Source organism: Plantactinospora siamensis, assembly GCF_042434095.1.
In the GTDB taxonomy this organism is placed as follows: Bacteria; Actinomycetota; Actinomycetes; order Mycobacteriales; family Micromonosporaceae; genus KBS50.
Map to the genome: position 1 here is coordinate 36165 of NZ_JBHLUE010000009.1, position 13531 is coordinate 49695.

Below are 13531 nucleotides of genomic sequence, written 5' to 3' on the forward strand. Positions count from 1 at the left end.
GGTCACGCCTTCTCCCCGATCAGCTCGAGGTAGACGTCCTCCAGGCTGGGCCGGGTCACGGTGAGGCCGGGCACGGCGCCGCCGTGCCGGCTGGCCAGCTCGGCGATGAGCGGAACCGGGTCCTCGACCCGCCGCTCACCGTAGGCCCAGCGCACCGTCACCCGGCGGCCGGCCCGGTCGGCCAGCGCGGTCGGCGGAGCGTCGGCCACCACCCGCCCGCCAGCCAGCACCACGACGCGGTCGGCCAGCGCATCGGCCTCGTCGAGGTAGTGGGTGCTGAGCAGGATCGTGGTGCCACCGGCCGCCAGCGTCCGGACAAGCGCCCAGAACGACCGGCGGGCCGCCGGGTCGAACCCGGTGGTGGGCTCGTCGAGGAACAGCAGCCGCGGGTCTCCGATCAGGCCGACCGCCACATCGAGCCGGCGTCGCTGCCCGCCGGACAGCCGCCGGATCCGGGTACGCCGCCGCTCGGCGAGCCCGACCAGCTCGATCACCTCGTCCGGGTCCCGTGGGCGGGGATAGTAGCGGGCGAAATGCCGGACCGTCTCGGCCACGGTCAACTCGCTCAGGTCCGCGACCTCCTGGAGCACGACGCCGATCTCGGACTGCCACCACCGCGCGGCGGGGCCGGAGCGGCCGACCCGGCCCGGATCCCGGCCGAGCACGCTGACCTCGCCGGCGTCCCGCCGGCGGTGCCCGGTGAGGATCTCCACTGTCGTGGTCTTGCCGGCGCCGTTGGGTCCGAGCAGCGCCACCACCTCGCCGGCGGCCACGTCCAGGTCGACGCCGGCCAGGGCCATCCGGCGGCCGTACCGTTTGCGCAGATCGCGGACCCGGACCGCGGCTGGTTCCGTCATGGTCCGATGGTGGCCCGGGCGGCTCGCCGCCCGGGACGACCGGCCGGTCGAGCGGGCTGTCCACCGGTTCACCGACACGCTGCCGCGATCCCGGTCGGAGGAGATCGGCCGCCCGCCGGCGCGGCGCCGCGGGCAGCGGAGGCGGCCGATGTTTTCACGATCAAGCGGCGGGTAGCCCATCTGGCTTATCCACATTCGCGCGGAAGGAGAGGCCCATGGACGGCCGGATCAAGGTTGCGGTGATCTACTACAGCGCAACCGGCATTACCTACCAGATGGCCATGGAGGCCAGCCGGGCCGCCGAGGAGGCGGGCGCGGAGGCGCGCCTGCGCAAGGTGCGGGAGCTGGCGCCCGAGGAGGCGATCCGGTCCAACTCGGGCTGGGAGGCGCACCGGCTGGAGACTCAGGACGTGCCGGAGGCCGAACTCGACGACCTGTCCTGGGCCGATGTGGTGATCTTCGGCACGCCGACCCGGTACGGCGTGATGGCCGCGCAGCTGAAGCAGTTCATCGACACCAGCGGCCCGCTGTGGTCGCAGGGGGCGCTGGTCGACAAGGTGTACGCCGGCTTCTGCTCGACGGCCACCTCGCACGGCGGCCAGGAGGCCACCCTGCTGTCGATGTTCAACATCTTCTACCACTGGGGCGGGATCGTGGTCACCCCCGGCTACACCGACCCGAGCCAGTTCGTCGCGGGCAACCCCTACGGCGCCTCGCACACCAGCAACAACGGCGAGACCCAGCCGGACTCGGTGGCGCTCGGCGCCACGGCGCTGACCGCGCGCCGCGCCGTCCAGGTGGCCGAGGTGCTGCGGCGGGGCCGGGCGGGCGGCTGAGCTTCCGCGCGGGGGCGCTGAGCCCCCGCGCGGGGTGCTGAACCCCGCGCGGACGGCGGAGCCGCCGGGCGGCGCGCAGCCGACCGGTGGCCCGGGTGGGGGCTCTCAGACCCACCCGGGCCACCGGCTGTCTGTCCGCTACCCACCCGCGGGTCGGATAATCCCGACCGGTGCCGTTCCGCCGGGCGTCCGCGTCGGCGGCCGGCCGGGAGCCGGTTCGGCTGTCAACGGCCGCCGACCGGTCCGGTCGACAGCCGGCCGGGGGCCGGGCCGGCCGGGCTCGCGGACAGCACCGCGGTCACCAGCTCGACGAGCACGGCCACCCCGTCCGTGCTGAGCACCGACTCGGCGTGGAACTGCACCCCGGCGAACCCGGGGCCGCGGATCGCGTGCACCGTTCCGTCGGTCGCGTCCCGCGCCACCGTCACCGGCCCGTACGGGGTGTCCAGCTCATCGGCGTCGGCCAGGGCGGTGAAGCTGGAGTAGAAGCCGACCCGGCGGCGCATGCCGAACAGCTCCACGTCCCGCTGCACGCCCTGGTAGGGCGCGGTCCGCCGGCGCAGCGGCAGGCCCAGCAGGCCGCAGAGCAGCTGGTGTCCCAGGCAGACGGCCAGGGTGGGGCGGCCGCGGTCGAGCAGCGTCGCGGCCACGCCGCGCAGCGTACGCATCTTGCGGTCGCCGGCGCTGGTCGGGTCGCCGGGCCCCGGCCCGAGCACCACCAGGTCGGCCGCCGGCACGGCGTCGCCCGGTACGTCCTGCCACGGCCGCACCCGGACCAGCAGGCCCAGCGACCGCAGCTGGTGGGCGAGCATGGCGGTGAAGGTGTCCTCGCCGTCCACGATCAACGCGGTCCGGCCGGCCAGCGCGGGTACGACCGGCGTCGCCGGGTCGCGCTGCTCCCGCCAGAACGGGGCGAGCCGGTCCGCCCGGGCCGCCAGGGCGGCCCGTACCGCCGGAAGGTCGGCCAGCCCGGGCGGCGCGCCGGATCCCGACGGCGGCCGACCCGGCGCCACCCGGTCCGCGGAACCGGCGCCCGCGTCCGGGCCCGGGCGCTCCGGGCCGCTCGCCAGGCCGAGCGCCGCCAGCACCCCGGCGGCCTTGACGTGCGTCTCCTCGACCTCGCCGGCCGGGGTGGAGTGCCGGACCAGGGTGGCGCCCACCGGCACCCGCAGCGACCCGTCCGGCCCGATCTCGGCGGTACGGATCAGGATCGGCGCGTCCAGGGTCTGCCGCCCGGCGGCGTCCCGGCCCAGCAGCGCCAGCACGCCGCCGTAGTAGCGCCGGCCGCGCGGCTCCCGCCGGGCGATCACCCGGCAGGCGTTCTCGATCGGGCTCCCGGTCACGGTGGGCGCGAACATGGTCCGGCGCAGCACCTCCCGCACGTCCAACGAACCCCGCCCGGCCAGCAGATACTCGGTGTGCACGAGCAGGGACATCTCCTTGAGGTACGGCCCGATGACCTGGCCGCCCTGCTCGGCCACCGCGGCCATCATCTTCAGCTCCTCGTCGAGCACCATGTCCAGCTCGTCGATCTCCTTCTCGTCGGCGAGGAAGCGCAGCAGCGCGACCTCGTCGGCGCCGGCGCCGACGTGCCGGAAGGTGCCGCTGATCGGGTTCATCATGACCAGCCCGTCGGCCACGCTGACGTGCCGCTCCGGGCTGGCGCCGACCAGGATCCGGGTGCCGGTGTACACCAGGTGGGTCCAGTACGCGCCGCGCTCGTCGACCAGCAGCCGGCGCAGCGCGGCCGCCGCCGCCAGCAGCGGTGGCTGGTCCAGGGTGGCCTCGAAGACGCGGTGGATGACGAAGTTGGCGCCCGCACCCCGGCCGATCTCCTCGGCGAGGACCGCGCGGACCGTCTCGGCGTACGCGTCGTCGGGCACGTCGAAGCGCCCGTCCCGGGCGGCCACGGGAAGGTCCGGCAGCGCCGCCACGGCCTCGGCGAGCGGGGTGCGGTGATAGCCGGTGACGGTCAGCGCCTCCAGCGGCACGCCGTCGTCGACGTGCCGGAAACCGCGCTCGGCGATCTGCCGGTACGGCACGACCGCGAGGGCGCACGGTCCGGCCCGGTCCGCGCCGGCCGCCGGGGCGGACCCGGCGCCGGGCGTGCCGTCCGATCCGGCCGGCGGGGCCGCGGGCAGGTCGGCGAGCCGGTGCACGGTGTGGACCGTCCCGGTGATGATCTCCAGATCCGGCTCGTCGGCGCGGCGCAGCAGCGCGAAGGGGCCGGGATCGGCGCCGGCGGTGATCGCCGCCAGCAGCTCAGGCAGGTGCATGACGTTTCCTCGGGCTCGTCGGCCGGCTCGGCGGCCGACGCGTACGGGAAACGTGGCTGGCCACCGGGAGGCGGCCAGCTGGGCGGTTACGCGCTGTCGGAGGCCACCGGTCGGGTGGGCCACCAGGCGGACAGACGCGCGGACATGTCGCGAGCGTACCGGAGCCGCCCGCGCGGCGGTGTCCCGTTCGGTACGGTGTGCCGGGATGACAATTCTGGCTCTCGACCTGGGCACCTCGTCGGTGCGGGGCCTGGTGCTGGACGCGGACGCGGTGCCACTGCCGGGCGCGCTGGCGCGTCGACCGGTCGAGATCGCGCTCGGGGCGGACGGCGCGGCCACCCTGGACGGGCCGGCCTACCTGGCCGCGCTGGGGGAGTGCCTGGACGAGCTGGCGGCGGCCGGCCGGCTGGACGGGGTGGAGCTGGTGGCCGCCTCGGCGCAGTGGCACTCGGTGGTGCCGCTGGACGCCGCGGGTGACCCGTTGGGACCGGTGCTCACCTGGCTGGACACCCGGCCGGCGCCGCTGCCGGGCTCGCCGGTGCCGCGCGATCCGACGGCGTTCCACCACCGGACCGGGACCTGGTGGCACCGGTTCTACTGGAATGTCCGGCTGCCCTGGCTGCGCGAGCGGGTGGGCAGCCCGGCCGCGCGCTTCGCCGGCCTCGTCGAGTACGTCTACGGCAAGCTGCTCGAGTCGGCGCCGATGTCCGTGTCGCAGGCGTCGGCCACCGGGATGCTGGACCTGCGCTCGATGACCTGGGACGCCGAGGGCTGCGAGCTGGCCCAGGTGCGCGCCGGTGAGCTGCCGGAGCTCGCGCCGCACGACTGGCGCGGGCGGCTTCGCCCGGAGCAGGCCCGGCGGTGGCCGGCGCTGCGCGCCGCCCGCTGGGCGCCGCCGGTGGGCGACGGCGCCGCCTCGAACGTGGGCTGCCGGGCGGTGGACCAGGACTGGGCCGCGGTCAGCGTGGGCACCTCGGCGGCGGTCCGGCTGGTGCAGCCGGCGCCCGCGGACGGGGCGCTGCCGCCGCTGCCGCCCGCGCTGTGGCGGTACCGGGTCGATCACCGGCACATCGTGACCGGCACGGCCTTCTCGGCCGGCGGCAACCTGTACGCCTGGGCAACCCGCACGCTGCGGTTGCCGGCTGGTGCGCAGCTGGCCGCGGCGCTGGACCGCCTGCCACCCGGCGGCGGGGTACCGGCCGACCCGCGGTTCGGCGGCGACCGGCCGCCCGGGCTGGCGCCGGCCGGCTCGGGCCAGCTGGCGGGGCTCAGCCTCAACACCGGCGCCGTCGACATCCTCGCCGGGCTGATGAGCGCGCTGTGCCGGCAGGTCGAGGCGGGTCTGGACGAGATCGAGTCGACCGTACCCAAGCGGGTGCGGGTGGTGCTCGGCGGCGGCGCGGTGGCCGCCTCCCCCTGGTGGCGCCGGTCGTTCGCGCGGACGCTGGCGCCGCGGGAGGTGTGGCACGCGACCAACCCGGAGACGGGAGCCACCGGGGCGGCGCTGGTGGCGATCGGGCGGCTGGACGGGGCGATCGGCATCGAAGCGCTGGGCCGGACGGACGAGCCGCCCACCGGCGCAGCGACAGGACCGGCCCGCTGACAGTATCCTGCCTGGACCGCGCGATCCTGCCTGGACCGCGCGGGGCGCGGAGCCGGACCCGTTGACAGCCGTTCCGTGCCTGGTTGGATGGGACTCCACCGTGGCGGACCAGCCGTCATCCGCACGCTAGGAGGAGTGGTGAGCACTGAGCCGGGCCGGGCGACGGATGGGGTGCCCAACCATCGCCGCCGGCTTGATGTCCGGGTCGTCCCGCATCGGCGTCGCTCCCCGTTCCGGGTGCGGGACTGGCGGATCCGCACCAAGCTCGCGGCGGTCCTGGTGGTGCCGTCGGTGGCGTTCCTCGTGCTGGCCAGCGTGCAGACGGGCGGGCTCTTCGGCCGGGCCAGCGCCCTGGACCAGTTCGCCACCCAGGTCGGGGTGGGACGGCAGCTCGTCGACGTCCTCGACGGCCTGCACCGGGAGCGGGACCGCACGGCCGGTGAGCTGGCCGGGCTGCTGGGCGGCGACCAGGCGCAACCGCCGGCGGGACAGAACCGCGCGCAGCCGGGCGGCCCGGCCGGCACCGAGCAGGCCCGGGCGGCGTTGCGGCCGATCTATGCCGAGGTGGACGCCGCGGTCAGCCGGCTGCGCGAGGCCGCCGACCCGTTGGCCAAGACCGACGCCGCCTGGCGGGTGGCGTACGCCCGGGCCAACGACTCGTTGCGGCAGCTGCCCGATGTGCGCGCAGCGGTGCTGGCCGGCGTGCTCAACCCGAGCACGGTGCTGAACAACTACGGCCGCACCGTGGACGCGTTGCTGGCGTTGCTCGCCGAGCCGTCGCCGGGAACGGACCAGGCGGAGCTCTCCGACGCGGTGCTGCGGTACGTCCAGCTGGCCCGGGTGCAGGACATCGGCTCGGAGATCCGGGCCCAGTTGTACGCGGCGGCCCGCGCCGGCGAGTACGGCCCGGACGACCTGGTGCTGCTCAGCGATCTGCGCTCGCAACAGTTCGCGGCGTTGGCGGAGTTCCGCGCGGCGGCCACCCCGGAGCAGGTACGCCGGTACGACGAGGCGGCCGAGCGGCCGGAGTTCGCGGCGGCGACGCGGTTGGAGGAGACCACCATCCCGACCAACGGGCGGCAGCCGGCCGTGCTCGGGGCGGACCGGTGGTGGACGGCCAGCAGCCAGCGGCTGGACCTGTTGAACGGGGTGCAGCGGACGGTGCTGGGCGACGCGGTCGACCGGGCGAGCGCGGTGAGCGCCAGCCAGCTGCGCCGGTCCCTGCTGGTGGCCGGGGTGGTGCTGGCCGTCCTGCTGTTCGCGGTCTTCACCTCGGTCGCGGTGGGCCGGTCGCTGGCCCGGTCGCTGAACCGGCTGCGCCGGCAGGCCATCCAGGTGGCGCAGATCGAGCTGCCGGAGGCGCTGGAACGGCTGCGTGCCCTGGACACCGCCGGGGCGAAGATCGAGGTGTCGCCCGCGGTGGTGCGGTCGATGGACGAGATCGGCGAGGTGGCCGAGGCATTCGTGGCGGTGCACCGCAGCGCCGTGGCGCTGGCGCTGGAGCAGGCGCAGATGCGCCGCAGCGTGAACGCCATGTTCGTGAACCTGGCCCGCCGCAGCCAGGTCCTGGTGGAGCGGCAGCTGGAGCTGCTGGACGACCTGGAGCGCGAGGAGAGCGACCCGGAGCAGCTGGACAACCTGTTCCGGCTGGACCACCTGGCCGCCCGGATGCGCCGCAACGACGACAGCCTGCTGGTGCTGGCCGGGTCGGAGTCGACCCGGCGGTGGTCGCAGCCGGTTCCGCTGACCGCGGTGATGCTGGCCGCGGTGGCCGAGGTGGAGCAGTACCAGCGGGTCCGGCACCGGGTGGCCGGGCAGCCGTACGTGGTGGGCCACGCGGTCGCGGACCTGGTACACCTGCTGGCCGAGCTGCTGGAGAACGCCACCTCGTTCTCGCCGCCGGACACGACCGTGGACATCGTGGGCCGGTCGGACGGCGCCGGCGGGGCGCTCCTGGAGATCGTGGACAGTGGCCTCGGCATGACGCCGGCGGCGCTGGCCGAGGCCAACGAGGTGCTGGCCGCGCCGCCGGTGGCCGACGTGGCCGCGTCGCAGCGGATGGGTCTGTTCGTGGTGAGCCACCTCGCGGCGCGGCAGGGGATCGAGGTCCGGTTGCGCCCCGCCGAGCGCGGGGTGGTGGCGCAGGTACGGTTGCCCGCCGCGCTGCTGGCCGCCGAGGAGGCCGGTTCGGAGCTGGACCGGGGGCCGGCGCGGCGGATGCTGACGGCGCGGATGGTCGATCGCCCCGGCGCCGTCGCCGGCGCCGGCCCGGCGGATCCGCCCACGGTTCCCGGCCAGCCGGCCGCGGTGCTGGTGCCGGGGTTCGCCGTGCTGGATCCGGTCGGTCAGGTCCCGCCTGCCGGCTTCACGCCGCCGGTCAGGACGGCGCCGCCGGTCGCTCCGGTCAGTTCCGCGCCGTACGCGGCGCCCGTCAGCTCGGTGCCGGTCAGCTCGGCGCCGGTGAGCTCGGCGCCGGTGAGCTCGGCGCCCGCCAGTGCAGGGCCGGTCAGTTCGGCGCCGGTCAGCGCAGCGCCGGACGGCGCCGGGTCGGTCGGTGCGACGCCGCCCGGCGGCGACCAGCCCGGCGGCGCCCGGCCGCGCAAGCGGACGTTGCCCCGCCGGCCGGTGCCCACCCGGGCCGAGGACGTGCTGGCCGGACCCGCGTCGCCGGCGGGAGAGACCAGCACGTGGTGGACCCGCGGCGGCGCACCGAACGGAACGGCCGGCGCCGGTACGCCAGGCGCCGGCGGTGCGGCCGAGCCCGGTGGCCCGGTCCCGCCGGCCGGCGGCGCCGCGGCCCGGCCGGGTGACGCCGGTCCGGGCGGGGCGCCGGCGGCGCCCGCCACAACCGGGCGCGGCCTGCCGCTCCGGGTGCCGATGGCGCACCTGCCGGCGGCCACCACCCCGGCCCGGCCGGCGGTGCCGGTCCCGCGGCCGGAGCTGGATCCGGAGGCCGTCAGCGGCATGCTGTCCCGGTTCTACGGCGGGGTCCGCCGGGCCGAGGAGGAAGAGACGACCGAGATCTCCCGCGCGTCGTTCGGCGTCGGGGACGAAAGGAAGAACAGGTGACATCCCTCAGTCAAGAGGCCCGCGACGTGAGCTGGCTGGTCAACGCGTTCGCCGAGCGGGTGCCGGGGGTCGCGCACGCGATCGTGGTCTCCTCGGACGGGTTGCTGGTGGCGGTCTCGGGCCACCTGCCGCGCGACCACGCCGACCGGTTGGCGGCGGTCACCTCGGGGCTGATGAGCATCACGGCCGGGGCGGCCCAGATGTTCGACGGGGACGTGGTCAAGCAGACCGTGGTCGAGATGGGCCGCGGGTACTTCCTGGTGATGCAGGTCCGGGACGGTTCCATCCTGGCAACGCTGGCCGGGGCCGAGGCCGACATCGGGGTGGTCGGCTACGAGATGGCGCGGTTGGCCAAGCAGGCGGGGGAGATGCTCACCCCGGCGTTGCGGGCGGAGCTGCAGCAGGCGCTGTCGGGCTGAGCAGAGATGGGCCGAACGGGTCAGGGAGTCCACAGCGGATACCGGTAGGATGACCGGTAAGCGTCGGTCCCCGGCACCGGTTGGTGCGGGTCGGGGATTGTGTGTGGGGACGGAGAGGGCAACTCCGTCCCCACATCGAACGTCCGCACGTACGAGGGCCGTACGTGCCGCGCGGGAGCCGGGCCACGCGAGTGCCGCTGGTGCACCTCCTTCCGTTGGTGCGTCGGGCCGGTGGCGGAGTCCGGGCTGGACCGCCGCCGGCCCGTAAGCCGGATCGGTGTGCGTCCGCCGGGCAGCGGCCGCACCACTTGCGCGTAGCGCTTTATCTATGGAAGCGCTCCCATCCGTGATGGTGATTGTGGACTGTAGTCGGCTTAACGGCATTGGAAAAGACCTAAAACAAGATCGAAACATCTGAGTGGCCAAAACCCTGGTCGCGAGCAGGACGAACGGGTCTCACTTGCACCGGGAGCGCTCCCATGGAAGACTCTCGAAGTATCTCGCAGGAGCCGTACGCGAGCGTGGGCCGTCGAGGGCATCCGGTACGCACCGGACCGGCGCCCGCCCGGGCAGAGCCGTTCCACCGCGGCGACGGATAGCACCGCTCGCCGGATCGGGACGGATCCCGACGTTCCCCCGCGTCGCACCAGGCGGACCCCCTCCGCCGGCGGCGCCCCGGCCGCGGCGCACTCGCCCGGCCATCGGTCCGGCGAGGAGGACCCGAGAGTATGAGACTGTGGGCGAAACGTCGCCGTACGGCGATAGTAGCGGCGGCCGTGCTGGCCACCGCCGGGCTCACCGTGCCGGCCACGCCCGCCATGGCGGCGGCGTCGTGCGACGTGGCATATACGACGAACGACTGGACCGGCGGCTTCACCGCGAGCGTCACGCTCACCAACCTGGGCGACCCGATCAACGGGTGGACCCTGAAGTTCGCCTTCCCCAACAGCAGCCAGAAGGTCAGCAACGGCTGGTCGGCCAACTGGTCCCAGAGCGGCAACCAGGTCACCGCCACCAGCATGTCCTGGAACGGAAGCCTGGGCACCGGCGCCAGCACCAACATCGGCTTCAACGGAACGTTCAGCGGCAGCAACCCGAAGCCGACCTCGTTCTCGATCAACGGGGTCACCTGCGGCGGCCAGTCGAGCAACCAGGCGCCGACGGTCGCACTCAGCGTTCCGGCCGGCCCGTTCACCGCGCCGGCGGACGTGCCCCTGACCGCCACGGCCAGCGACCCGGACGGCTCGATCAGCAAGGTCGAGTTCTACCGCAACGGCCTGCTGGTCAACACGGACACCACGGCCCCGTACAGCTACACCCTGACCGGGCTACCGGCCGGTGACTACACGGTGCAGGCCAAGGCGTACGACAACGGCACGCCGGCGCTGACCGCCACGGCGGAGAAGTCGTTCACCGTGGGAGCGGCCACCGGACCGGCGATCGTCGCCAACCCGACGGCGCTCAGCGTCCCCGAGGGCGGCAGCACGAGCCTGACGTACAAGCTCAACTCGGCGCCGAGCAGCAACGTGACGGTCGGTCTGGCCCTGAGCGGGTCGTCGGCCGCGAAGTTCAGCACGTCGGCCACGAGCGTTACGCTGACTCCGAGCAACTGGAACACCGGCGTGCCGGTGACCGTGTCGTCGGTGACCGACACCGACACCACCAACGACACGGCGACCCTCACGGCCACCTCCACCGGCTACACGGCCTCGGCGGTGACCCTCACCCAGCTGGACAAGGACGTCGCGGGCGGCACCTACGTCACCCAGTTCATGACGCAGTACAACAAGATCCACGCGCCGTCGAACGGCTACTTCAGCCCCGAGGGCGTGCCGTACCACTCCGTCGAGACGTTCATGGTGGAGGCCCCGGATCAGGGCCACGAGACCACCTCCGAGGCGTTCAGCTACTGGCTGTGGCTCGAGGCCGAGTACGGACGGATCCAGAAGGACTGGACGCCGTTCAACAACGCCTGGAACGTGATGGAGAAGTACATCATCCCCAGCGGCTCGGACTACAAGACCGGCGGCTACAACGCCAACAGCCCGGCCACGTACGCGCCGGAGAAGGCGTACCCGGACCAGTACCCGGTGGCCTTCGACAGCGGGGTGAAGGCCGGCACCGACCCGTTGTACTCCGAGCTGACCAGCACGTACGGCAACAGCGACATCTACGGCATGCACTGGCTGCTGGACGTGGACAACACGTACGGCTTCGGCAAGTGCGGCGACCACACCACCCGGGTGGCTTACATCAACACCTACCAGCGGGGCCCGCAGGAGTCGGTCTTCGAGACCATCCCGCAGCCGTCCTGCGAGACGTTCACCTACGGCGGCCCGAACGGCTACGGCCCGCTGTTCACCCAGGACTCCAACCCGGCCAAGCAGTGGAAGTTCACTGACGCGCCGGACGCCGACGCCCGCGCGGTGGAGGCGGCCTACTGGGCCCTGCAATGGGCCACCGAGCAGGGCAAGGCGGCGGACGTCGCGGCCACCGTGGCCAAGGCGGCCAAGATGGGTGACTACCTCCGGTACGCGATGTACGACAAGTACTTCAAGAAGCCGGGCTGCACCACCCCGTCCTGCGCGGCGGGCACCGGCAAGGACTCGTCGAACTACCTGCTCTCCTGGTACTACGCCTGGGGCGCGGCCATGGACGGGTCGTGGAGCTGGCGGATCGGCTCCAGCCACAACCACAGCGGCTACCAGAACCCGATGGCGGCGTACGCGCTGTCCACGGTGGCCGCACTGACCCCGAAGTCGCCGTCCGCCAAGTCCGACTGGGCCACCAGCCTGACCCGGCAGATCGACTTCTACACCTGGCTGCAGTCGTCCGAGGGCGCCATCGCCGGCGGCGCGACGAACAGCTGGGGCGGCGCCTACGGCACTCCGCCGGCCGGCACGCCGACCTTCTACGGCCTGGCGTACGACTGGCAGCCCGTCTACCACGACCCGCCGTCGAACCAGTGGTTCGGCTTCCAGGCGTGGACCATGGAGCGGGTCGCCGAGTACTACCACGAGAGCGGCGACGCCCGGGCCAAGGCCCTGCTGGACAAGTGGACCACCTGGGCCATGGCCAACACCACCATCGGCACGAACGGGGACTACCAGATCCCGTCGACGCTCAACTGGAGCGGCCAGCCGGGTGGCAACTGGGCCGCCGGCACCACCTCGGTCAACAACAGCGGTCTGCACGTGACCATCAAGGACTACACCAACGACGTCGGGGTGGCCGGGGCGTACGCCCGCACGCTCACCTACTACGCCGCCAAGTCCGGTAACACGCAGGCCAAGACGACGGCGAAGGCGCTGCTGGACGGCATCCTCACGCACGCGGACAGCAAGGGCGTGTCGGTGCCGGAGACCAAGACCGACTACAACCGGTTGGACGACGTCTACAACGCCAGCACGCACGACGGCCTGTACGTGCCGTCCGGCTTCACCGGCAAGATGCCCAACGGTGACGTGATCAAGTCGGGCGACTCGTTCCTGGACATCCGGTCCTTCTACAAGAACGACCCGGACTACGCCAGGGTCAAGGCGTACCTGGACGGCACGGGTCCGGCGCCGGTGTTCAACTACCACCGGTTCTGGGCGCAGACCGACGTCGCCCTCGCGCTGGCCGACTACGGCATGTTGCTCGGCTAGCAGACCGGGAGGGGCCGCCGGCATCGCCGATGCGGTGACCAGGGGCTCCTCCCAACCGGCCGCGCGGGGGCGACCCGCGCCCGCGCGGCCGGCCCTGACTGGCCCGGTGTCCCCACCACCGGGCCGTGACCCGGCAAACCCGCAGCCGGGTCACCCCGTGGCGGGCCGGCCGGACTGGCCGACGCAGCGGTCCGGTCCGGCCCGCCACCCCTTTCCAGGCCCCGCCGGCCTCGCCCCCCGGTCGCGGCGCCGAGGCAACCGGCGGGTCTGTCCGGGCCGCGCTGCGCGGCTACCACGGGTTCCTGGGGCTGGCCGACGCCATCCGGTGAGGAGTCCCGTCCGCCCGGGTGATCCGGCACACACCACGTCACATCCGGTCCGCCGTACCGGTCCTGGTGCCAATCGACAACCAAGGACCGGGAGTACGTCATGAACGTAGCGCTGTGGGTGGTGCAGATCCTGCTGGCCGCCGTCTTTCTCTGGTCGGGCGCGGTGAAGGGCACGCAGTCCAAGGACCGGCTGATCGCGTCCGGGCAGACCGGCGTGGCGCCGTTTCCGGTGCCGGTGATCCGGCTGACCGCGTTCGCCGAACTGCTCGCGGCGGTCGGGCTGATCCTGCCGTGGCTGACCGGCGTGGCGCGGGTGCTCACGCCGGTGGCCGCCGGCGGCCTGGCCGTGGTGATGATCGGCGCGATGCTCAGCCACGGCACGCTGCTGCGCCGGGACCGGGCGGCCGGCCGCGGCAACCGGGAGGCCCGAAACGTCGCCGCGAACGTCGTCATCCTGGCGCTGTGCGTCTTCGTGCTCACCGGCCGGCTTTAGAT

Annotated in this window: 9 protein-coding genes and 1 pseudogene; 7 read left to right on the forward strand and 3 right to left on the reverse strand. The window is 73.8% G+C overall.

What is annotated here, in order from left to right; genetic code table 11:
- Positions 1-2: 2 nt before the first annotated feature.
- Complete coding sequence (locus ACFFHU_RS12395) at positions 3-857, reverse strand: ABC transporter ATP-binding protein (RefSeq protein WP_377338337.1); 855 nt, start codon at positions 855-857, stop codon at positions 3-5.
- 215 nt (positions 858-1072) lie between these two features.
- Between ACFFHU_RS12395 and wrbA the strand changes: the two genes are divergently transcribed.
- The gene (gene wrbA, locus ACFFHU_RS12400) at positions 1073-1693 is read left to right on the forward strand and encodes an NAD(P)H:quinone oxidoreductase (RefSeq protein ID WP_377338339.1); all 621 of its coding nucleotides are present in this window, start codon (positions 1073-1075) and stop codon (positions 1691-1693) included.
- A 224-nt stretch (positions 1694-1917) separates the two neighbouring features.
- Here wrbA and ACFFHU_RS12405 read toward each other — a convergent pair whose 3' ends face one another.
- Positions 1918-3969 (reverse strand): anthranilate synthase family protein, encoded by a 2052-nt coding sequence (locus ACFFHU_RS12405; protein ID WP_377338341.1) that lies wholly within the window; start codon positions 3967-3969, stop codon positions 1918-1920.
- Between the two features lie 205 nt (positions 3970-4174).
- Here ACFFHU_RS12405 and ACFFHU_RS12410 point away from each other — a divergent pair, with 205 nt between their 5' ends.
- Positions 4175-5572, forward strand: coding sequence for an FGGY family carbohydrate kinase (locus ACFFHU_RS12410; protein ID WP_377338343.1), 1398 nt, complete (start codon positions 4175-4177; stop codon positions 5570-5572).
- Positions 5573-5659: 87 nt separating this feature from the next.
- Positions 5660-7720, forward strand: a pseudogene (locus ACFFHU_RS12415) (sensor histidine kinase); the annotation flags it as partial.
- Positions 7721-7917: 197 nt separating this feature from the next.
- On the opposite strand, the gene ACFFHU_RS12420 reads toward ACFFHU_RS12415, so the two are convergent.
- Complete coding sequence (locus tag ACFFHU_RS12420) at positions 7918-8538, reverse strand: pentapeptide repeat-containing protein (protein WP_377338528.1); 621 nt, start codon at positions 8536-8538, stop codon at positions 7918-7920.
- A gap of 99 nt (positions 8539-8637) precedes the next feature.
- Here ACFFHU_RS12420 and ACFFHU_RS12425 point away from each other — a divergent pair, with 99 nt between their 5' ends.
- The 4 genes from ACFFHU_RS12425 (at position 8638) to ACFFHU_RS12440 (ending at position 13529) form a co-directional block, all read left to right on the forward strand.
- Complete coding sequence (locus ACFFHU_RS12425) at positions 8638-9060, forward strand: roadblock/LC7 domain-containing protein (protein ID WP_377338344.1); 423 nt, start codon at positions 8638-8640, stop codon at positions 9058-9060.
- Between the two features lie 728 nt (positions 9061-9788).
- Positions 9789-12707 (forward strand): glycoside hydrolase family 48 protein, encoded by a 2919-nt coding sequence (locus tag ACFFHU_RS12430; protein WP_377338345.1) that lies wholly within the window; start codon positions 9789-9791, stop codon positions 12705-12707.
- A 125-nt stretch (positions 12708-12832) separates the two neighbouring features.
- Complete coding sequence (locus ACFFHU_RS12435; RefSeq protein ID WP_377338346.1) at positions 12833-13036, forward strand: hypothetical protein; 204 nt, start codon at positions 12833-12835, stop codon at positions 13034-13036.
- A 100-nt stretch (positions 13037-13136) separates the two neighbouring features.
- Entirely contained in the window at positions 13137-13529 is a 393-nt protein-coding gene (locus ACFFHU_RS12440; RefSeq protein WP_377338347.1) for a DoxX family protein, read from the forward strand.
- Positions 13530-13531 lie beyond the last annotated feature (2 nt).

Coding starts and splice junctions, on each gene's coding strand:
- ACFFHU_RS12395 (WP_377338337.1), bottom strand. CDS start 857: ATGACGGAACCAGCCGCGGTCCGGGTCCGCGATCTGCGCAAACGGTAC.
- wrbA (WP_377338339.1), top strand. CDS start 1,073: ATGGACGGCCGGATCAAGGTTGCGGTGATCTACTACAGCGCAACCGGC.
- ACFFHU_RS12405 (WP_377338341.1), bottom strand. CDS start 3,969: ATGCACCTGCCTGAGCTGCTGGCGGCGATCACCGCCGGCGCCGATCCC.
- ACFFHU_RS12410 (WP_377338343.1), top strand. CDS start 4,175: ATGACAATTCTGGCTCTCGACCTGGGCACCTCGTCGGTGCGGGGCCTG.
- ACFFHU_RS12420 (WP_377338528.1), bottom strand. CDS start 8,538: ATGCCGCTGACGGCCTCCGGATCCAGCTCCGGCCGCGGGACCGGCACC.
- ACFFHU_RS12430 (WP_377338345.1), top strand. CDS start 9,789: ATGAGACTGTGGGCGAAACGTCGCCGTACGGCGATAGTAGCGGCGGCC.
- ACFFHU_RS12440 (WP_377338347.1), top strand. CDS start 13,137: ATGAACGTAGCGCTGTGGGTGGTGCAGATCCTGCTGGCCGCCGTCTTT.